The 19,182-nt window shown below is 44.4% G+C and carries 24 protein-coding genes and 1 pseudogene; all 25 read right to left on the bottom strand.

Annotated elements, in window-relative coordinates; all coding sequences use genetic code 11:
- Positions 1-11: 11 nt before the first annotated feature.
- The 25 genes and pseudogenes from K365_RS0122570 to K365_RS0122455 all read right to left on the bottom strand — a co-directional run bounded on the left by K365_RS0122570 (position 12) and on the right by K365_RS0122455 (position 19,167).
- Positions 12-422 (bottom strand): type II toxin-antitoxin system VapC family toxin, encoded by a 411-nt coding sequence (locus K365_RS0122570; RefSeq protein ID WP_024336424.1) that lies wholly within the window; start codon positions 420-422, stop codon positions 12-14.
- Complete coding sequence (locus tag K365_RS0122565; RefSeq protein ID WP_006964497.1) at positions 419-661, bottom strand: hypothetical protein; 243 nt, start codon at positions 659-661, stop codon at positions 419-421. Before K365_RS0122565 ends, K365_RS0122570 begins: the two co-directional genes overlap by 4 nt.
- Positions 658-927, bottom strand: a complete 270-nt coding sequence (locus K365_RS0122560; RefSeq protein ID WP_169432910.1) for a hypothetical protein — start codon at positions 925-927, stop codon at positions 658-660. Before K365_RS0122560 ends, K365_RS0122565 begins: the two co-directional genes overlap by 4 nt.
- A gap of 26 nt (positions 928-953) precedes the next feature.
- Positions 954-1,139, bottom strand: coding sequence for a virulence RhuM family protein (locus tag K365_RS28120; RefSeq protein WP_156887772.1), 186 nt, complete (start codon positions 1,137-1,139; stop codon positions 954-956).
- A gap of 116 nt (positions 1,140-1,255) precedes the next feature.
- Positions 1,256-1,435 carry a toxin-antitoxin system HicB family antitoxin gene (locus K365_RS27625; protein WP_245569246.1) on the bottom strand — a complete coding sequence of 60 codons (180 nt, stop codon included), beginning with the start codon at positions 1,433-1,435 and terminating at the stop codon, positions 1,256-1,258.
- A gap of 37 nt (positions 1,436-1,472) precedes the next feature.
- Positions 1,473-1,766, bottom strand: coding sequence for a nitroreductase family protein (locus tag K365_RS0122550; RefSeq protein WP_024336421.1), 294 nt, complete (start codon positions 1,764-1,766; stop codon positions 1,473-1,475).
- 406 nt (positions 1,767-2,172) lie between these two features.
- Positions 2,173-3,018 (bottom strand): type II toxin-antitoxin system HipA family toxin, encoded by an 846-nt coding sequence (locus K365_RS0122545; protein ID WP_051147894.1) that lies wholly within the window; start codon positions 3,016-3,018, stop codon positions 2,173-2,175.
- Entirely contained in the window at positions 3,018-3,338 is a 321-nt protein-coding gene (locus tag K365_RS0122540) for a helix-turn-helix domain-containing protein (RefSeq protein ID WP_024336420.1), read from the bottom strand. The genes K365_RS0122545 and K365_RS0122540 overlap by 1 nt, the downstream gene beginning before the upstream one ends.
- Positions 3,339-3,600: 262 nt before the next feature.
- Positions 3,601-3,843, bottom strand: a complete 243-nt coding sequence (locus K365_RS0122530) for a ribbon-helix-helix domain-containing protein (RefSeq protein WP_024336419.1) — start codon at positions 3,841-3,843, stop codon at positions 3,601-3,603.
- A gap of 134 nt (positions 3,844-3,977) precedes the next feature.
- Positions 3,978-4,334: a type II toxin-antitoxin system PemK/MazF family toxin gene (locus tag K365_RS0122525; RefSeq protein ID WP_024336418.1), complete on the bottom strand. Its 357-nt coding sequence runs from the start codon at positions 4,332-4,334 to the stop codon at positions 3,978-3,980.
- Positions 4,328-4,576: a ribbon-helix-helix domain-containing protein gene (locus K365_RS0122520; protein ID WP_024336417.1), complete on the bottom strand. Its 249-nt coding sequence runs from the start codon at positions 4,574-4,576 to the stop codon at positions 4,328-4,330. The genes K365_RS0122525 and K365_RS0122520 overlap by 7 nt, the downstream gene beginning before the upstream one ends.
- A 466-nt stretch (positions 4,577-5,042) precedes the next feature.
- Entirely contained in the window at positions 5,043-5,366 is a 324-nt protein-coding gene (locus K365_RS0122515; RefSeq protein WP_024336416.1) for a type II toxin-antitoxin system RelE/ParE family toxin, read from the bottom strand.
- On the bottom strand, positions 5,363-5,965 hold the full coding sequence (locus tag K365_RS28935; protein WP_245569245.1) for a type II toxin-antitoxin system prevent-host-death family antitoxin: 603 nt from the start codon (positions 5,963-5,965) through the stop codon (positions 5,363-5,365). The genes K365_RS0122515 and K365_RS28935 overlap by 4 nt, the downstream gene beginning before the upstream one ends.
- Positions 5,931-6,275 (bottom strand): RhuM family protein, encoded by a 345-nt coding sequence (gene rhuM / locus K365_RS28930; protein ID WP_245569244.1) that lies wholly within the window; start codon positions 6,273-6,275, stop codon positions 5,931-5,933. The genes K365_RS28935 and rhuM overlap by 35 nt, the downstream gene beginning before the upstream one ends.
- A 453-nt stretch (positions 6,276-6,728) precedes the next feature.
- A pseudogene (locus K365_RS28560) lies at positions 6,729-7,618 on the bottom strand (ISAzo13 family transposase).
- A gap of 476 nt (positions 7,619-8,094) precedes the next feature.
- Positions 8,095-8,805, bottom strand: a complete 711-nt coding sequence (locus K365_RS0122495) for a nucleotidyl transferase AbiEii/AbiGii toxin family protein (protein WP_029725713.1) — start codon at positions 8,803-8,805, stop codon at positions 8,095-8,097.
- Positions 8,802-9,596: a type IV toxin-antitoxin system AbiEi family antitoxin gene (locus K365_RS0122490; protein WP_006964505.1), complete on the bottom strand. Its 795-nt coding sequence runs from the start codon at positions 9,594-9,596 to the stop codon at positions 8,802-8,804. The genes K365_RS0122495 and K365_RS0122490 overlap by 4 nt, the downstream gene beginning before the upstream one ends.
- Positions 9,597-9,765: 169 nt before the next feature.
- Positions 9,766-12,819, bottom strand: coding sequence for a type I restriction endonuclease subunit R (locus K365_RS0122485; RefSeq protein WP_024336415.1), 3,054 nt, complete (start codon positions 12,817-12,819; stop codon positions 9,766-9,768).
- Positions 12,800-13,063 (bottom strand): virulence RhuM family protein, encoded by a 264-nt coding sequence (locus K365_RS0122480; protein WP_024336414.1) that lies wholly within the window; start codon positions 13,061-13,063, stop codon positions 12,800-12,802. The genes K365_RS0122485 and K365_RS0122480 overlap by 20 nt, the downstream gene beginning before the upstream one ends.
- A 17-nt stretch (positions 13,064-13,080) precedes the next feature.
- Positions 13,081-14,436, bottom strand: a complete 1,356-nt coding sequence (locus tag K365_RS0122475) for a restriction endonuclease subunit S (RefSeq protein ID WP_169432983.1) — start codon at positions 14,434-14,436, stop codon at positions 13,081-13,083.
- Positions 14,429-16,828 (bottom strand): type I restriction-modification system subunit M, encoded by a 2,400-nt coding sequence (locus K365_RS0122470; RefSeq protein ID WP_024336412.1) that lies wholly within the window; start codon positions 16,826-16,828, stop codon positions 14,429-14,431. Before K365_RS0122470 ends, K365_RS0122475 begins: the two co-directional genes overlap by 8 nt.
- Positions 16,829-16,960: 132 nt before the next feature.
- Positions 16,961-17,299, bottom strand: a complete 339-nt coding sequence (locus K365_RS0122465) for a type II toxin-antitoxin system HicB family antitoxin (protein ID WP_024336411.1) — start codon at positions 17,297-17,299, stop codon at positions 16,961-16,963.
- Positions 17,296-17,550, bottom strand: coding sequence for a type II toxin-antitoxin system HicA family toxin (locus K365_RS27615; RefSeq protein WP_084490074.1), 255 nt, complete (start codon positions 17,548-17,550; stop codon positions 17,296-17,298). The genes K365_RS0122465 and K365_RS27615 overlap by 4 nt, the downstream gene beginning before the upstream one ends.
- Positions 17,551-17,651: 101 nt before the next feature.
- Positions 17,652-18,524, bottom strand: coding sequence for a Shedu anti-phage system protein SduA domain-containing protein (locus tag K365_RS0122460; RefSeq protein WP_024336410.1), 873 nt, complete (start codon positions 18,522-18,524; stop codon positions 17,652-17,654).
- Positions 18,525-18,621: 97 nt separating this feature from the next.
- Positions 18,622-19,167, bottom strand: a complete 546-nt coding sequence (locus tag K365_RS0122455; RefSeq protein WP_169432982.1) for a Mov34/MPN/PAD-1 family protein — start codon at positions 19,165-19,167, stop codon at positions 18,622-18,624.
- Positions 19,168-19,182 lie beyond the last annotated feature (15 nt).

Below are 19,182 nucleotides of genomic sequence, written 5' to 3'. Positions count from 1 at the left end.
GGCGGATTCATTCAAGAAAGTACAATTTCAAACTTTTTTCTTCCTTTAATCCTGTAAACTGTAAAATCACGATCAATAGTTGCAATGGTATTTATGTTGAGTTGTTCAGCTGTATAAACAAGACATGAATCGGCAAAATCCATTGGTAAGTCACGATATTTTTCTGTTAGCTCTTTTAATCGATGAAAGTCTTTATTTTGGATATCATGAATCTCAACTCCTCCTCTGCCAACCCAGTCTAAAAAATCTATCTGCGCATTTCGGTTGAAATCCAATAAGTGAAGTGTCTCTGTTATGGAGGCTATCGTTGTAATGAGAGGATATTTATTTAGCTTGATAAAATCAACCGATTCTTGATGGTATCTATCGGATGAATCGAACAACGCAATTAAAGGGCCAGAGTCTATTAGAATTTTTTTCATTTTCTTTTAGCCCGAATTTTTTCTTTTAAAATCGTTTTTCGATCGACCGACAAATTTTTCAGGCCGCTTGAATATTTTCCAAAATAATCTTTACCCAATTCCCAAGCATCCGGACTTTCAAGTTTTCCGAGATATTCAATTACACTTTTACGAATCAAATCGGATTTTGTCAGACCAAGATTTTTGGCAACGGTACTAATCTCTTTTTCTAAATTCGGATCGAGTCTTAATGTGATCATATTGCCACCTCCGTATTACAAAATGTAATACAAATGCGTTGTTGTGTCAAGTTGCTTCTGCCACAGGGGGATAACACAAAAATGATGCGGTTCGCCCGCATTATTTTGATTGTTGGCATTACAGATGGTACCTTTTCGTCATGATCAAAATCCGGGTGCGCCCTGATGCTGTCTGCAATGTGGATGAATTTGATCCGCTGTTCTTCCGGTGTGGCGCTCCATTCCTGAAACCACCTTTCATTAAAGCGGTGGACAATATCATCCAAAGGATCATGGGCCTCCTCAAGTGTCTTCAAGTTTCGTGTTCAAACCGGACATCCACCTGTGTCTCCCCGTCCGGGCTCTGGTAAATCTGTATGCGGCTGTCATCTGTCATCTGTTCCTGAATGGCAACAGCCTTGTCGATTTTGGCGGATTGGGCCTGGATATGATCAATTGTTTGATTCTGTTCCTTCCTATCGGGAAAGCCTATTTCCATGTTGAAAAACATGTGACTGTAAAATCTTAGACGGGACGAATGCAAACCGGTTGAGACTTTATTGTAATGCGCAATATAGCTTGGTGTTTTGAGTAAATATTATGGTACATGATTTTTTATTGAGAATGGACAGCGTCTCCCAGCAGGTCTGTTACACATTTATTAAGGCTCTTGCCCTCTGCAGCAGCCCTTGCTGCAATCTGTGCATGCAGTTCCGGTGAAACCCGCAAATTAAATGTTCCAGAATATTCTTTATTTGGATTGAGACCTTCCTCTTTGCACATTTCAAGAAACACGTTTAGAGATATCCTGCCCTCTTTTTTGAGTTGCGATTTAATCGAAGCGGTCGTTTACCATGATTTCATCCAGCGACAGCTGACCCGGTCTTGGCCATGAGTCTTTGATGCCCTTGCCGATGGCAATCATGAAAGCAATGCTGTGGTTCTGGGGCAGGTTGATGATTTTTGCAACCGCATCGTAATCAAAACCATCCATAGGGCAGCTCTGGTATCCCAGCTCCAGAGCCATGAGCATAATTGTCTGCCCGGCCAGTCCGCAGGATCGCATGCCCTCGTCACGCTCGACCTGAGGTTTGTCACGATAATAGTCATCTATTGCCGGTACCAAAAAATCCTGTACTTCCTGCGGTGCTCCGGGTCATACCATTTGATTGCCCGCCGTTTGCGTATGGCTTCATCGACTTGCATAATTTAATTCTCCTTATGGTTCGCTGTTATTGAACAGCATCTTCGATTTGGTGAAGAAACAATGATCGACTGTCTTGTGACGTTCAACTGACTTTTTGTTAAAAAAAATGAACAGGTATTTATACTCTGTTGATTTTTACTTTACATTTTGCAAATTGGACGCCGGACCGGTTCTGTCACTCGGAAAGCGCTTTTCATTAGGCTTAATTCACGAGATGGGATACTTAGTCTTTTTGCCATGTTCGGCCAAGATCTTACAACAGTGGTTATTTCCTGGATGATCTCATTTGCACGATCCTTGTTTACACGGAAATAAGGGGCAATACCTAACACAAGGTCAAGGTCCTGGCTGAGGCAAAGTGTAGACGCTCACCTTTTTCTGTCCGATCAAATCGCTTTGTGAGGAAGGTATCATATTCTCCTGAGAAATGTCGGATATCGGAATGTGCCATTATAATACCTGCTTTTTTTGCCAATTGATAAACAAGGTATTCCCATTTACCAACGTTGATTTCATCGCGGCGAGAAGGGAATTTGGCAATCCATGGATGACTGTTCTCGTCTAATACACTGGCTTTGGGGCGTGCCCCGCCAAGTGACCCTCCAGGGGCAATAAGCATTTTCAGCCACTTCATGTAGTCCTTGTCGCTTTCAGCATCATCCTGCTCTAACTGCAAGCTGGCATATTCCAAATCCCGTAATTTTGTCCATGGCGGTGCAGCCATATCTTCCTGATTGTCTAAAAACGGCTCATCATCTCCCAGGCGAAAGCGTAAAGCCCCCATGCGATGGTCATCATAAACGCCAAGTAAATAATCTGACTCAAGAAGCGGGCGCACATTTCTTTGCTCTGCTCTCGCTTGTTGAGCCTCTCGGCGTTGCATTAAAACACGGCCCCAGCGATCTGGAGAAGAATCCAGAAACAAGCCAAAATTATCATGTCCGTCGCGAGCATATTGTGGGCCTGAGAATAGCATTAAACCAGGGTCAATAACTTGTGCATGCGAAGACTTGAGCCAGGCAGGATCGTATTCAAAAGAAAAAACCTCTTTTCCTCTTGAAGGGGTGGCATAAAGTGTTCCCATCAGAATTGGATTTTCCAACCCCTGCCAATGAGCGCAAACTTGAATGGATTTTCTTGCTGGGCCTTTTGTATGTCGTTTTACAGCCATTACTTTTTCCTCTTAGCGACACGCTCAGTTGTGTGAGTCAATTCAGCATCTTGTAAGCGTCGCCCTAAAGGATCGTCTCCGGCAAGTCGTAATAAATCCTTTTCAAGGCCGAGACAAAAAAGAACATTGGCATAAATAGCCATTGTGACACTGCTTTCACCATTCTCAATTTTTCTTAAGGTTACACGACTAATACCTGCACGCTCTGCCAGCATGGTCGCAGTAATTTTGCGGCGCAAGCGCGCAAGTTTGATATTTTCTCCGACCGTCTCTAGAATATCTTCCAGTGTAGATGAGATTACCACTCTTTTTTTTGCCATCTTTTCCAAGCCTCAATGGTTAATAAAATATTCAAAAATTGATTAATTGTACATTATATTTTCCATTGAGACAAGATGCATTCTCTTTTGCAGGGAGTCGTGGGCCTCATCACCGCCGTGGGCACCCCGGGGATATGGTTTTTCACCACAAAATGCGAAAGATGGGCAGCCTTGCTTTCAACCGTTGGAAGGATGCCGCCGGGAAAACCGCCCTGTTCGCTTCCAATGACTGGATTTAAATCTGCCCAGTGAATGTTACCCCTTAATATTGCGGCCATTCTTCCAACTCCGATGAGAAGCCTTCCTCAGCTAAAGACTGTTCGAATTTAGGGTCAAGCTTGGAGCACTCCTGCGCAAGACGGCTTTTCTCAATGCGCATAAGCTTTTCAGCAACGGCCTGTTGAATGGCATTGCTACGGCTTGAAAAAAATTTTGATTTGACAAGAATATCAAGCTGTTTAAGTGTCTTGTCGTCAATTGTAATTGCAATTTTTGATGCCGGCATTTTTATCACCTCCGGGTATGATAATAAATCATACCCTATGTTTTTTCAAGCTAAACTTTTCTGACGGTTAACGCGTTTCTCAGCGGCGAGGGAACCGAGTCCGCTGAAGAAAAATGTTGGGCTCGCCGCCTTATTTAATCAACATCTCTAGGTTCAGTAAGCAGTTTAATACCCTGAAGAACCTGGAAGATACGATCTTTTGACAAAGTTCCTATCTTTTCCGATAAATCGCTTTTGTTCACTGTGAAAATTTGCGAAATATTCACGACGCTTTTTTTGGATAAGTTCGCTTCGCCCTTCTTTAAGGTTACGTTGCCGGGCGCACTGGCTCTTTTCATATTGGACGTGAAAGTACAAACAACAACCGTGTTTATTCGGCTGCGATTAAAGAGGTTGTTTTGAAGGACGAGATGAGGATGACGATAGCCAGGCTCTGATCCATTAGGGGCTCTGAAATCAATCCAAAAAATATCCCCTTGGTTGATTACCATTGATCTTTTACCATTCCATAGTGTTTTGAATGCATCATAGTAACCATCGGTTCAGTTTCAGTTGTATCTTCGTATGCCTCATTAATCAGTTTGAGAAGCTCGATATTATTATGGCGCTGTATGAATTCCCGAGCAGCCATCGTAAAAAGCCGACTTCTTGAAACATTTAAATTTTTAGCCAGGATATCCATCTGTTCAAAAACAGGTTTTTCAATTGATATTGCTGTTTTTACATTTGGCATGGTTAGCACCTCCATTAAATACCAAAGTATAACTATTGGTATTGCTGTTGTCAATACCATTTCGGCTTTAGAAACCCAACATGGAGTTCACTGGAGCTGTATTATTCCAATCCCTGTTGATTCAAGATGATCACATACCTGCTGGTAATGCCCAGTATGCCTTTTTTCTGCATGGCAGAAACCACGACCGGGCTGAAGCGCTGGGACGACAGGGGCCACGAACCAAATCGGCATTTATTAGATTTGGCAATGTTGCCATTTTTAATAAATGGTTGTGGATGGATGCCTGATTTATCCCCATTTGTTTTGCAATCCTGTCCTGGGGAATGCCAGGGCTACCAAAATCACCGGCGTGTCCGTGTGCATTTTGATTGTTTAATGTTACAGCAAGGAACAATCGTCGCCCCGTTCCATACATTTCCCCATTTGTTCTCCAATAAAAAAAAGTGTGTGGTAAAATGTTGTCCTATCTCAAATTGCGTCGCTGAAGTATTTCCGAGATATTCCGTCTGCCGTCGAGAATGCAATGGATAAAAACATCTGATCTTATGATCTCGTAAAGAATGCGGTAAACTTTTACATGGATTTCGCGATAGTCATACACATCAATTCGTTGAAGCTCAGGGGGATAATGACCTTTTTCCGGATTAAATGACAGATTGCGGCAGGCTGTTTCTATTTCTGAAAAAATTGTTTCCGCGTTTTGCGGGGATCCGGCTTTTTTTATATAATCATAGATTTCAAAAAGGTCTTTTTCCGCATCTAAGATAATATGAACTGTGTATTTCATTCAGATTGGTCTTCTCGGATTTTCTTTTTCAAATTGCTGAAAACATCGGCAACAGGTTTGTGATCCCCATTTTTAAGGCTATTTCTACTTTGGGCCAACATTTTCAGCATGGCAAGGCTTTCCTGTGTCTGCTCATATTGAACAATATCCTGGAGAATCGCTTTGGCTTCCCCATTCTGAGTGATAACCATGGGTTGCTGGCGATCAGCGATTTGCCGGACAATTTCTGAAGCATGCGCTTTAAAATAGCTAATGGGTTTTACAGATTCGCTTAGTTTCATCTTGGCCTCCATAATTAATGATATTGATCTTAATTTAGTCCATATTGAGATCAAAGTCAAGATCAGTTTTATCAGGGTCTCTTTTTGTTTTGGATCAGACTCGGCCACCAGCAGGGTTAACGCCGCAAGACCGGTATCATTGATCACAGGCACACCATTCTGCTTTATCAGACGGCCGTTGCGGTGTAAAAAATCCACAAACAAAAATGCACCGCTGCGCTTGTTGCCGTCAGTAAATGGATGGTTTTTCACCACAAAATACAAAAGATGGGCAGCCTTGCTTTCAACCGTCCGGTTCTTTGAGCAATCCTTCGTCATACTGCTGGAGCCATAAAAAGGTGGTGGTATACCGGCCCATGATATCCACCAGGCCCCGCCCCATGTCTGTGGCAAGGGCAGGCGATCTGGCCGCCTTCTGAATCAGGGCAAGGGCCTGCTTTAATTCTGCTGCATTTTCTTCAAAGCGTTTCTGGTTGAGGGCATAGCCCTGAATCAAATAGTCTCGTAACCGCTGTGTGGCCCACCTGCGAAATTGAACACCCTGGGGAGACTTCACCCGGTATCCCACAGAGATCACCACATCCAGGTCATAGAGGGTAACCGGCTTGTCGGAACGGGCAATTTGCATTTTTTGCAAATTGCTTTTCTCGTTGATCTCCCCCTCCTGTACTGCATTTTTGATATGACGTGAAATAACCGACACATCTCGGTGGAACAACTCTACCATCTGGGCTTGTGTCAACCAGACAGTTTTGTGTTCAAACCGGACATCCACCTGTGTCTCCCCGTCCGGGCTCTGGTAAATCTGTGGCTCGTCCGCAGCGTTCTATTGTTAAGATAAATCTAAAACCGATTTCAGCTTTTCAGTTGCGGCTGTTCTCTTCTTGGGCTCCATCCTTAATATATTTTCAACCTTCCACTTGATTGCCGGCAGGTTTTCAATACCTGAAATTGAAAGCAAACTGAAATCAGGAATTCTCATTTTAACAGACAACAAGAATTCCCGCTCATTTCTTGAAAGTCTGGATAATATCAAAGATGGCAAGTCATTAGGAATTGATATAAAATAAATTGAACATAATTAGTTTTTTCCTGGTATCGCCCTATAATTCCATTTCCCCAGATAATCATCGAAAATGATTCTCATGGTCTCTTTAAAATTATCAGCATACTTTCTTCCGGTCTGATATATTTTTTTTATAATGTGGGCTTTAACTTCCAAACCTGTTCGTGTTTTTGTATTTTCAATCAGTTCTTTGACATAGTCGTGACTTTTTAGGATGACCCCTTTTAAAGACCTGGTAATGTGAGGGAATAGTCTATGTTCTATAGGATTCCATTTTGATGTATAGGGGGGAAAATGTGCCATGCGAATTTCTACTCCGATTTCATCTACCAGATTCTGTAAATCTTCTTTGAAAATATAATGACGGGCTGAATTGCTACCACCACCATCAGCAAGGATGAGGATTGAAGTACAATTTGGATATTGAAGCTTTCCATAATTTTTCCACCATGCCTTTATCGAGTCACAGGCAAATTCACTTGTATCCTTACTAACGCCTATGTTTACATAGGCGTTGTTTGATTTTAAATCATAAAGACCGTGGGGAATCACTATCCCTTCAGCAAGATATGGAAAATCATGATCGTAGACTTCAATTGTACCCGTACTATAAACTTGACCATCCCGGTATAGATTCCCTAAAAGTTCTTTTTTTTTGTGTCCATACTTATCACCGGATTGCCATCCAAGAGGTATTGTTCTTTTAACTGCGTAATCTTTTCAAATTGTTCGTTTCGATTTTTAGAGGACCCAATAGACAAATTTTTAATGGCCTTACGCTTTGTGAATCCATGTTTTTTTAACAATTTTTTAACCACGGTTACACTGATGTTGATTCCTTCTATTTTCATTTTGGATGCAATTTTTTTATGACTTAAATTGGTCCAACGAATCTTTGCATCCATTGGGTCACCAGCGATATGGTCGTCAATGACTTTGAGGAAGACTTCATCTATATTTTCAATTGTTTCTATGGCAGGCTTCCTTCCTCCTCCTTTTTCACGAATTCTATTTTGAGGTTTTATCTCTGGGTTCTTTAATTCCTCAATCCCTCGACGGATGGTATTTCTACTACATCCAAGGAGTCTGGAAATATAGGATATCCCGCCGCGAGGTAATTTTAGCGCTTCTACAGCGGCATATGTCCGTTTTTCCAGTTCTGAAAGTTGAGAATGGGTTTCTTGGATTAAAATTTCCATGTCACTGCTATATGGTGAAAAGAGCTTAGGTCCTGGTTGCTTCTTTTTTTTATGCATAATCATTGGTGCCTTGTTTTTTAACTGGTTATTATGGCACCATAACTATTACATATTGAAAATGAAATGTCTAGATTTTTATAACCTACTGATATTATGATACTTTTGATCAGGTTATTGAATTTCTATTCCTTACGTATTTTTTCCAGTTCTTCATAACTGACATTTATCGATGACATACCTTTGAATTCATTTTCGTACGCCTGTCTAAAATCCTGAAAATTTGGTGAAAGCAACTCTGACATGGGCCGGTTGTGGCTGGCAAGGTATACGACAAACGCTTGATTGATTTTTTCATTCAGGCTTTCTGCTTCAGAAAGGAGTTTAATATCAAACAAATCTCGAGGGTGCTGACGATCCAAAGCTGCACATATCTTCCCACCATAAAGATCTGCAAAAGAGAGTACCGGGACTTCAATTTCCATCTTAAAAAGATCCTGGGCATTTTTGCATAATGGTTTTAAAATTGGGGGATAGCAGCTTCCTCTCAGTATCAAATTCGGTTCTATTTTAACCAGGTTGCCTTGGCTTTTAATAATCAGCTTGTATGTATAATCCGTATCTTTTATTTTTAATTTTTGAACCTGACAACGGGGAAACAATCGCTTAACCTTATCTGAAATTCTGCCAAGAGAATCTGTAATATTTTTTAAAGTTTCATTCCTTGGTTTAACTGGAAGAAAGGTTAAATCAATATCAACAGAGATTCGAGGCATATTCAAATGAAAAAAATTCAAAGCAGTCCCGCCTTTTAGGGCAAATTCTTTTTCCTGCCCGACTATTGGAAGAATGGACAGCATTAATTTGGCCTGTTCAAAATATTTGTTCATTTTCATGGGATATCCGTTAAGCGGATACTCTTTGTTTCATCAGGGACTGTTATTTGATATTTTTTATTTAGGATTCCATTGGCTGCAACCTGTCGTTTCCCTTTTCCCAGATCAATATTTTTTATATCCAGCTTCTGAAACCAGGGCATACTATATGTGTCCGCAAAATAGAGGAATAACCGTTTTGCTTTTATTGAACTGCATGCTTCAAGAAGGGTTTGTACATATTCACATCGCAAGGTTAAAAGACTTTCCATAAAATGACCAGCCTCTTCAAACGAATGATAATTTGGAATCAGAGCACACAATTCAAACATGGCGCGCTCGGGCGCAGAACCTTTTATTTCAAAATTGCCCGTATTAAAATGCATTAATCCAAAATCAGGTCGCGATTGGAAAATATTTAGCTGCTTAAAACACAATTGATCTTCCCATGGATGTTTTATGAACCATTTCGGTAATTGAATTTTTTCAGATGCAAAAAGATATACTTTTGCTGTTTGCCCCAATTGAAGATTATGTCCGAATCCAGATAATTCTAGAGCAGTTTTCCCGCCAGCATGAACAAAAAGATTTAACTGATTCTGAACTGCATACAATCCCCCTCGCCAATCAACAGTATCTCCGTGTTGAATATATGCACCACTTCCTATTTTAGTTACCCAAGGCGCTTTCTGGTAATAGTCTAGTAACTGCTGATATCCGCCATACTCGCGGAACCATGCCAATGTACCCACTGTCCCTTTAGGCCAATTCCGGAGGATTTGGTTTAATATATTTCTTTTTTCACCAGTCATGTTTGTGATTATAAGCTAAAATCAAACTAAATTCAAGAAGTTAGTTTAAAATTATTATTATTTAACAAGTTAAACTTGTGATTTTTTAACGCCGCTTAACACACGTGGCTACGAAATGGAGGTGAAGCCACAATGTAGTAGCCCTCGTCATGATCATGATCCGGGCACGCTATCTGTCAACGATCTGTCTAAGGCTTTGCTGCATTGCCGATTTGAAGGCAGCATCGCTGGCCAGCAGTTTGTATAGTTCCAGCTCATTGCGCCTTTTTTTGAGCATGACATCTTCAAATATCTTCTGAAACGCCAGAACCCGGTTATGGGTATCCTGGTTGTTTTTATACTTTTGATCAAAATCCGGGTGTGCCCTGATGCTGTCTGCAATGTGGATGAATTTGATCCGCTGTTCTTCCGGCGTGGCGCTCCATCCCTGAAACCACCTCTCATTGAAGCGGCGGACAATATCATCCAGGGGGTCGTGGGCCTCATCACCGCCGTGGGCGCCCCGGGGATTCGGGTTTTGCGGTTCCAGTTCGGTCTCATCCTCATTCAGCCGGATACGGTGATTCAGTTTCACCCGCTGTAACCCATAGGAGGATAGATCCACCGCGTTCAGCAATTCATCGATCTCATCTGCTTTGGGGTCTATAACGATCAGCTTGGGGATCAGAAATTTCAAAAACCAGAACAGCTTTTCCCATGCCACAATTTCATAGGGCATGATTGATGCCATCTGCCCGTATATTTTGACAAACTGTTTGGCCTTGATTTTCAGATCAGCCTTGTCCTGGTCTTCCAGTGCCAGCCCGGTGTTGAACCTGGCTGCCGCAGTGTCAATGAAAGGGCTTAAATCCTGTGCATCCGCATCATTGAAATACCGTTCCACAAAATCTTCCACCTCCTGCCATTCATATATGCCTTCTGCATCCAGGGTCTCTTTGAGGTCATGCAGGACATTCACATCCGTGGCTCTGGACAGGCTGGTGGCCGTGTAAAAATCATCGAACGCGGTCTGGATCTCTTCCACACGATTGAAAAAATCCAGGATAAACAGGTCTTCGGTTTTTTTGCCCAGATGGGGTGCGGACCGGTTCAACCGGGACAGGGCCTGGACCGCCATCACCCCTTGCAGTTTTTTATCCACATACATCGCCGCCAGTTTGGGCTGGTCAAATCCGGTCAGGTATTTGTTGGCCACCACCAGCAGCCGGTAATCATCTGTATCAAACCGCTCCCTGGTCTCGCTTTCGGCAAATCCGTTCATATCGCTTTCCGTATAATCAATTCCGTCCACCTGCTTTTGCCCGGAAAATGCAATCAATGCCTTGAACGGGTTCCCCCTTTTTTCCAGGAGCCGGGATATGGCCTGATAATACCGGATGGCGGTTTCAATATTCTGGGTAATAACCATTCCTTTGGCTTTGCCCTTGAGTTTTTTCTGGTTCACCACATGGGGAATAAAGTGCTCCAGGATAATGTCCGCTTTTATGGCAATGGTCTGCTGGTGCCGCTCGACATAGGCCCGCAGTTTCTTCTGGGCTTTTTTGCTGTCAAACAGGGGGTTGTCCTGTATCGATTTCTGGATTTCATAATAGCTTTTATAGGTGGTGTAATTGGCCAGGACATCCAGGATAAACCCCTCTTCAATGGCCTGTTTCATTGAATACAGATGAAACGGCGTAAACCGGCCGTCGGGTTGCTCGATGCCGAATTTTTCCAGGGTGGTGTTCTTGGGGGTGGCGGTAAAGGCAAAATAGGACGCGTTTTCCCGCATCTTGCGCTCTGCCATGGCCTTGAGAATTTTATCCTGGGCATCCAGGCCGTCTTCGTCTTCCTGATCGACCCTTCCCATGACCCGGTTCATGTTGTCATGGGCCGTTCCGCTCTGGGAGCTGTGGGCCTCATCAATTATCACGGCAAAGTTCTTTTGTCTCAAATCACCGATACCGTCCAGAATAAAGGGAAATTTCTGTATGGTGGTGATGATGATCTTTTTGCCCTGCTCCAGGGCCGCTTTCAGATCCTGGGACCGGTATGCCGGTGCGATAATGTTTTTGACTTCGGAAAATTCCCTGATGGTTTCCCGCAGCTGCTTATCCAGCAGGCGCCGGTCCGTGACCACGATGACCGAATCAAACAGGGGCTGCTCCAGGCCTTTTGCACCCCGGATGTCTGCTGCGGCAGGATAGGTCTCGATCAACCGGTAGGCGGCCCAGGTAATGGAGTTTGATTTTCCGGACCCTGCCGAATGCTGAACAAGATAGGTATGTCCCACCCCGTTTTGTGCGGCATGCCCGGCAAGTTCTCTGACCACATCCATCTGGTGATACCTCGGGAAAAACAATCTTCGTTTGTTCAGGGGATCTTTGGGTCTGCCGGAAAGCCGGATAAAGTGTTCGACAATATCTGCGATGCTCTCTTTTTTGAAAACCTCTTCCCATAAATAGGCGGATTTATGGCCGCCTTTATTGGGGGGATTTCCCGCACCCAGATTGTGCCCTTTGTTGAACGGCAGAAAAAAGGTGGATTTTCCGGCAAGCTTTGTGGTCATATACACTTCGTCTGTGTCCACTGCCATGTGGACGAGACACCGGCCGAACTGCAGCAAAGGCTGGCGGCTGTCTCTTTTGGTCCTGTACTGCTTTTGCCCGTGAAACCTGGCGGTCTGTCCGGTCCAGGGATTTTTCAGTTCCAGGGTGGCAAAGGCAAGCCCGTTGATAAACAGCACCAGATCAATGGATTCGCTCGGATTATCCAGGGAATAGTGCACCTGCCGGGTGGAACTGAAAATATTGTTCTCAAAATTGGTTTTTACCTGTTCTGCACTGCTGGCAAGGGGGGCCGGATACATCAGAACAAGGTGGATGTCATCCAGGCTCAGGCCTTTTTTCAAAAGATGCAACAGGCCGTTTTTTCTTGCCATGCGGTCCATGCGCTCCAGGATCTTGCGCTGCCATTCATCTGTGTCCCGGCTGTTGCGCTTAAGTTTTTCCAGTTCCTTTTCCTGGGTTTTTTCAAGAAATGCCCAGAACTTTTCCGTATCAATGGCGAATCTCGGATTGAAATGCTGGGGATACCCCAGCTCATACCCATGATGGATGCCAAACGGCATCCTGGTTTCCGCCACCGTGTGACCATTTGCAGCCGCCAATTCTTCCAGGCAGGTACCGGTCAATTTTTTTTCAATGGCAGCTTCCAGGGCCTGTTCATTGGTTTGGCTGACCATGGGCCTCCTTACTTTTTCTGCCTGTTGTTTGAACTGCTAAGAAATCCTTAGTAGTTGCATCCGGTTCCAGCTCCCCGGTCTTATAGATGTTTTTCAGATGCATCAGCACATTTTCCGGCGTGGTGTCAAACACCTGCCCCATCTGGGCTTGTGTCAACCAGACCGACTCGTGTTCAAACCGGACATCCACTCGTGTTTCCCCGACCGGGCTCTGATAAATCTGTATGCGGCTGTCATCTGTCATCGGCTCATACCTTATTTTCATACCACTGCTTTGGCTTCTCCAGTCTGCGGCACCTTGATTTTTCCGGTGACGGCTGAATTGATCAGCGTGGCCTTGTATTCTTTGAGTTTTTCAATCATCTGTTCCTGAATGTCAACGGCCTTGTCAATTTTTCCGGACTGGGCCTGGATGTGGGACACGATGGCTTTTTGTTCATTTATGGGTGGCCGCACGGTTAATAGCTGCTTAAACTCGTGCCAATAAAGCCGTTTTCTAAAATCTGTAATCCCTTTTGAAAACCTGTCCATCTGCGCAATAAATATCGGGCAACGATACTGATATTCAAAATAAGGGGAAAATATCTCTCCCTTTGGTTCTGCAACTATATAGGCAGGGCTGACCATCCCTTTAATCCTGGAAGAACCAATGGCCCCCTGCCACGCCCGCATCATGTTAAAAACAATATCATTTGGTTCGACAAGGTTATATTTGGTTTTGTCCTCGATTTTAACCCTTCCGCGAACATTGTCTTCTTCACTCACCTCATCATCGGAGATTCCGGAGTGGATGGATACAGACAGCAAAGGCAGACCATCTTTCCCAGGTTCAACACGTTCGTTGAATAGGGTCCGATTGGCAACAATATCCCAATGATGTGGTATATCCCCAATCCATTCCACACCTGAATCACGCATGGGAACATCAGGATGAAGACCTTTGGTGACGGCATTCTGGATCAGGATCTGTTTGCGTTCTTTAAGGAGCCGGATCTGTTTTTCCTTGATGGCGACGGTCTGGTCAATTTTTCGGGTTTTATGTTCGAGGAAGTTTGCGATGAAGATTTGTTCTTGAATCGTTGGAAAAACTAACCAAATATTTTTAATGACCCCCTGAGAAATTCCAAAACGTGTGATTCCGTTAGCTTGGGTACTAAATTGGATACGATTATACTTTGCTAATAACGCCCAGTGCAAAAAAGTTCCAATGATATAATGATGTGCTCTCAAAATTGCAAGATGGTAACCACATAAAAGCTTTGGTTCTTCATGCGTTACCAAGGCAGGAACTCCAATATCCAACCAGTCTTCAGAATCTTTCGTTATTAATACATCATTTTTCTGGAGTATGTACCGCTTTATTTCTTCCTTTGCTGCTGTTACTTCCATGAAAGGGATATGATTTGTTATGTATGTGTTTTTATAAACGTCAACGTAATTACAGAGTTTAACCGGAATCTCAAAGTTGCTAATGTTCTTATCAACATTGCTTGTTATCATTTCTGATGAAAATTTCAGGCGTATCTTATCCCAATGCGCCGGAATCTCCCCGATCCACTCCACCCCGGAATCCTTATAAGCCTCATATCCGGGCATCAATTTCTTTATTTCAGTCATTGTCCACCGCGGATACGGTTGCCACATCTACGCCCAGGATATCGGCGATCAATCCTTCCGCCTGTTGTTCCAAATCCAGGATATCGGCTGCCACCGCTTCCATGGACCGCAGGGGCTTGTGGTGGTAGAAATACTTGTTGAAGCTGACCTCATAGCCGATCTTGACCGAATCCAGATTAATCCAGGCGTCAGGAACATGGGGGGCTACTTCTTTTTTGAAAAAACCGTGGATGTCATCTTTGAGGGGGACGGATTCATGGTCCCGAAGATCTGTGCAGGGCTCATAGGTGAGATACACCCCTGTTTTGTCTGTGGGATAATATCCGAAGTCGGGCAGGGCGGATTCTTCGCATCCCAGATGCTCCAGCAGCCTGTCCAGTTTGTCGCCGGAGAGTTTGACCTTCTTTTTAATGACCCTGCGGGCGGTTTCATCATACCAGGACACGGCATTGAGGATAGCCTTTTTTTCCGTGGCAGACAGTCTTATTTTCTGTGTTTTCAAGGCGCTGTCCACTGCTTTTTCAAACCGGTTGAAATCGTCCCATTCATCCGACCCGATCTTCTCCATGAGTTTCTGGGCCGCCGCCACCAGTTTCAATTGCCTGGTCCAGGTATCGAGGCTGAACAGTTTTTTGCGGTTTCTGCCGTTCAGGGCAATACCGCTGTCCTCACAAAACCCCAGAATCTGTTTTTCATTGTCAGCCAAGGTGCCGGGAGTGTAGACGGCATCCCCGAACTGTTCATAGATCCATTGCATGGATTCTGCCAGGGTTCTGTCAAACCGCAGGGGTGCTGTCCGGTCTGGTGAAATCCGGGCCTTTCTGCGGTCCGGCCGCTCAATGGCCACCTTGTAATATCCGAAATCACTGTTTTCAAACACTTTGGCGGCAATGCCGGTATTGTTTTTGTTTTCGTCCTGTTCCGGTTCTTTGATGTCCATGGCAAGAAAACAGGTGACAATCTCCCGGATATGATCCGGGGAGAATTCACAGTTCTTGTTGCCCAGGTTTTTTCTCAGTTTCCTGAAAACCCGGGAGGCATCTATGAGCTGGACCTTTCCCTTTCGATGGGGCTGCTTGTTGTTGGACAGCAGCCAGATATAGGTGGTGATGCCGGTGTTGTAGAACAGGTTGTTGGGAAGCTGGATTATGGCTTCCAAAAGATCATTTTCAATGATGTGCCGGCGGATATTGCTTTCGCCGGAACCGGCATCCCCGGTAAACAGGCTGGAGCCGTTGTGGACCGATGCAATCCGGGAACCTGCCGTACTTTCGGAAAGTTCCTTCATCTTGCTGATCATTTCCATCAGAAACAAAAGCTGACCGTCGCTGGTGCGCGGAACAGCATCCACAGGCTGCGGCTGATGCCGATAATCTTTGAGAACGACCTTAAACCGCGGATCAATGACAGCTGCCCCGTCCTTGATAAATTTTACTTCACTGGCCCAGCTTTTCCCGTAGGGTGGATTGGACAACATGAAATCAAACCGGCTGGAAGCAAACTCATCCGTGGACAGGGTGGACCCGGGGCGGATATTTTTGGGGTCATTTCCCTTGATCATCATATCGGATTTGCAGATGGCATAGGTTTCATCGTTGATCTCTTTGCCGTAAAGATACACATCCCCCGTGGCCCGGATCTGTCCTTTTTTATCCGCAATAAAATTCTGGGATTCGGTGAGCATGCCGCCGGACCCGCAGGCTGGATCATAAATGGTCATGACAACGGGAAGCCTGTCTTTTACCGGTTCAAACACCAGCCGGGTCATCAGCTCGATCACTTCTCTGGGTGTGAAATGCTCGCCAGCCTCTTCATTGTTTTCTTCGTTGAATTTTCTGATCAGTTCTTCAAAGACATATCCCATGCCCAGGTTGGTTAAGGCGGGCATCAGATTGCCGTCCGGGTCCAGCTTGTCATGGGGGGTCAGGTTCAGGTAAGGGGAGGTGAATTTTTCCAGGACATCCAGCAGCACGTCCTTGGCTGCCATGTGGCGGATCTGTGTTTTGAGGTTGAATTTTTCAATGATCTCTTTGACGTTGGCTGAAAAACCAGCCAGGTAATCCTCCACATTGGCCTGGAGGATCTGCTGGTTGTTGGTGGCCGTGGCAAAAAGGCTTTTCAAGGTCCATTTGCTGATGTTGTAGAATACATATCCTGCCGCATCCTGCAGCCCTTTTTCATCCAGTTCCACCAGCCCCATGTCGTCTTTCTGGAAAGTCACTTCCTCAAGCACCTTTTCCTTGGTGGGCTCCAAAAGACTGTCCAGCCGCCGTAAGACCACCATGGGCAAAATAACATCCCGGTATTTGCCACGGACATAAATATCTCTGAGGCAGTCGTCAGCAATAGACCAGATAAATGATACGTTCTTATTGTGCACAGCTTGGTTCATTATTTGTTGGCTCTTTACTTTTTATAAGCAGGGTTGCAGTTTTTAAACATGGGGTAATGCCAAAGCTCCCAGGTGTCGGCCTCGAAGCAGCGAAAAGCTGCCATCCTTGGGCACCCGCTGGTAAATGATTTTTTATTGAGAATGGACAGCATCTCCCAGCAGGTCTGTTACACATTTATTAAGGCTCTTGCCCTCTGCAGCAGCCCTTGCTGCAATCTGTGCATGCAGGTCCGGTGGAACCCGCAAATTAAATGTACCGGAATATTCTTTATTTGGATTGAGACCTTCCTCTTTGCACATTTCAAGAAACACGTTTAGAGATATCCTGCCCTCTTTTTTGAGTTCTTCGATGGTGGTTGCATAAAAATCAGCACCACCATTCAGCCCAATAAACTCTCCCCGGAATTTATCTAAAACCGGATCGTATTTAATGATGGCCTTATAGCCTTCTATATTCATAATATTCATCATGGCTTCACCCCATTTCTTTCCAACCATTTTCGAATACTTGAAACTGCTCCTTTGTCGGTGGCAGGTGACGGATGAGGTCTATGAAAAACTTGAATCTCACCAAACAGAACAACACCGATTCTTGAGCCTTCTCTCTCTTTAATTTTAGCACCTAAACCTTGAAATAGAGATTCAACATCAGACCATTTAATATTCCCACTGACAGGTCGTGAAAAAATCTGCTCCAAGGTTTTTTGGTGTTTTCGCTTCATGGACATATGGTACCACATCTTAGTACCAAGTCAATAGGGATTAATATGTTTTTAACGCATGTAAAACTCAGCGGCGCGGCTTTTTGCGTCCGCTGAAGTGCTTATAACTCAGCAACACCACTCAACCCGCTCTTGCCTTGGACACCATCAGCGGTTTTCTTGGTGACACGACCGTTTACTGTTAGTTGTTCGCCAGCTTCCCATTCCTCAATTTCATATCCCCGCGCTTGAAGTTCTGCTTTCTGGTCTGACGTAAGAATCAATGAATCCGCAGGAACATAGCTAAATACATGGTGGGGTTCGACATGCAGATGTTTAAAGCGATACTTGTCTTTTGTGAGTGCAAGGATGTTCTTCTTGTACCTTGGCCCGTTCTTGAAATAGCTTATAAGAGTATCGTATGTCATGATCTCAACGCTGGATTCCTCTCTGATCTTCTTCAGCGTTGCCAGCTTAGATTGATGGGAATTCTTCTCGGCAGACCTGCCGATTATTAGTTGAAACTCAAATGTGACGGGATTCTTCCGCATGTTTAATGGATACCAGATTGGCTCGAGTCGCCGCATGACCTCGTCTTTATGTTCCTCCAAGAACACCTGCCAAGAACGAATTTGAGATAGCGCCTTGTTAAAAGCAGATGAAGTGTCTACCTGCTTCTTGTTGGACGAAAAAAATCTTTTGTCTGGCACCTCAAGCTCGACGAATGTGATTCGCCAAGTATCTGAACTCTTGGTTAGATACACATAATCTGCAACCAAAGAGGTGTCTATCGGAAACTGCGACAAGATGGCATTGAAGTGAAGCCGATGGTTAAGCAGATTCGGAGTGGGTATGAGCTCAGAATGTAGTTCAAGAAAATCTTGAATTACCAATTCCTTTTTTTTACCAGGCGGGGCATCAGAATTGAGGATGGCACAAAATTCCTGTACCAAAGCATCAATTTCATTATCAGTTAGCTCAGTTTTGTTTAGCAATATCTTCTCCCTGAGTTTATAACGTGGACATCTGCGGCGGCGATTAGCCGTCCGTAGCATGGCTTGGTTAGCCCTATGCCATTAGGGTCCTCTATTTTCACTTTATAGACTTACTTTCTTGCCCTACATATTTCCCAAGAATTCGATACCTTAGAGCCGCGAAAGTCAGATTACAGGACTGATCTGTGCTTCCACACGGACTAAGCTGGTACATGTCGGTTGCATCATGCAAGCTGACCCATAGGGACAGGTTGTCCGTACGATTGCCGATGATAACCATCACGAAATAGTTGAGTTCATGTACTGACTGGCGAAACAACTCTTTCATGGAATTTACATCCAGTCCTGAAGGCGTAGGTTCGCTTTGAGGGTGGGTGTGCCATTCACCTATAAAATGCAGTCCTTTACGGAAGTATCTCCTCACAATAGTTCGACGAGTATCTGGATTGCTGACAAAGAGAAAGCGGCTTTTGCGGTCCTCAGGCTGAGGTGGTGTCGCAATATCGATCTTGATTACAGGCATATCAAACTTCGCAAACAAGAGACCACCAGACTCTGGTTGTGAACGACTGATCTGTCGATACTTCTCGAAGACCTTGAGCGCCTTGGGCGAGAAGACGAGGGTCTGACCGGAGCCGAGCACGGGAAAAACTGCATT

This window comes from Desulfotignum balticum DSM 7044 (assembly GCF_000421285.1).
GTDB classification, from domain to species: Bacteria; Desulfobacterota; Desulfobacteria; order Desulfobacterales; family Desulfobacteraceae; genus Desulfotignum; species Desulfotignum balticum.
The sequence above is the reverse complement of the archived record's forward strand: the minus strand, read 5'-3'. Positions and strand labels throughout refer to the sequence as shown.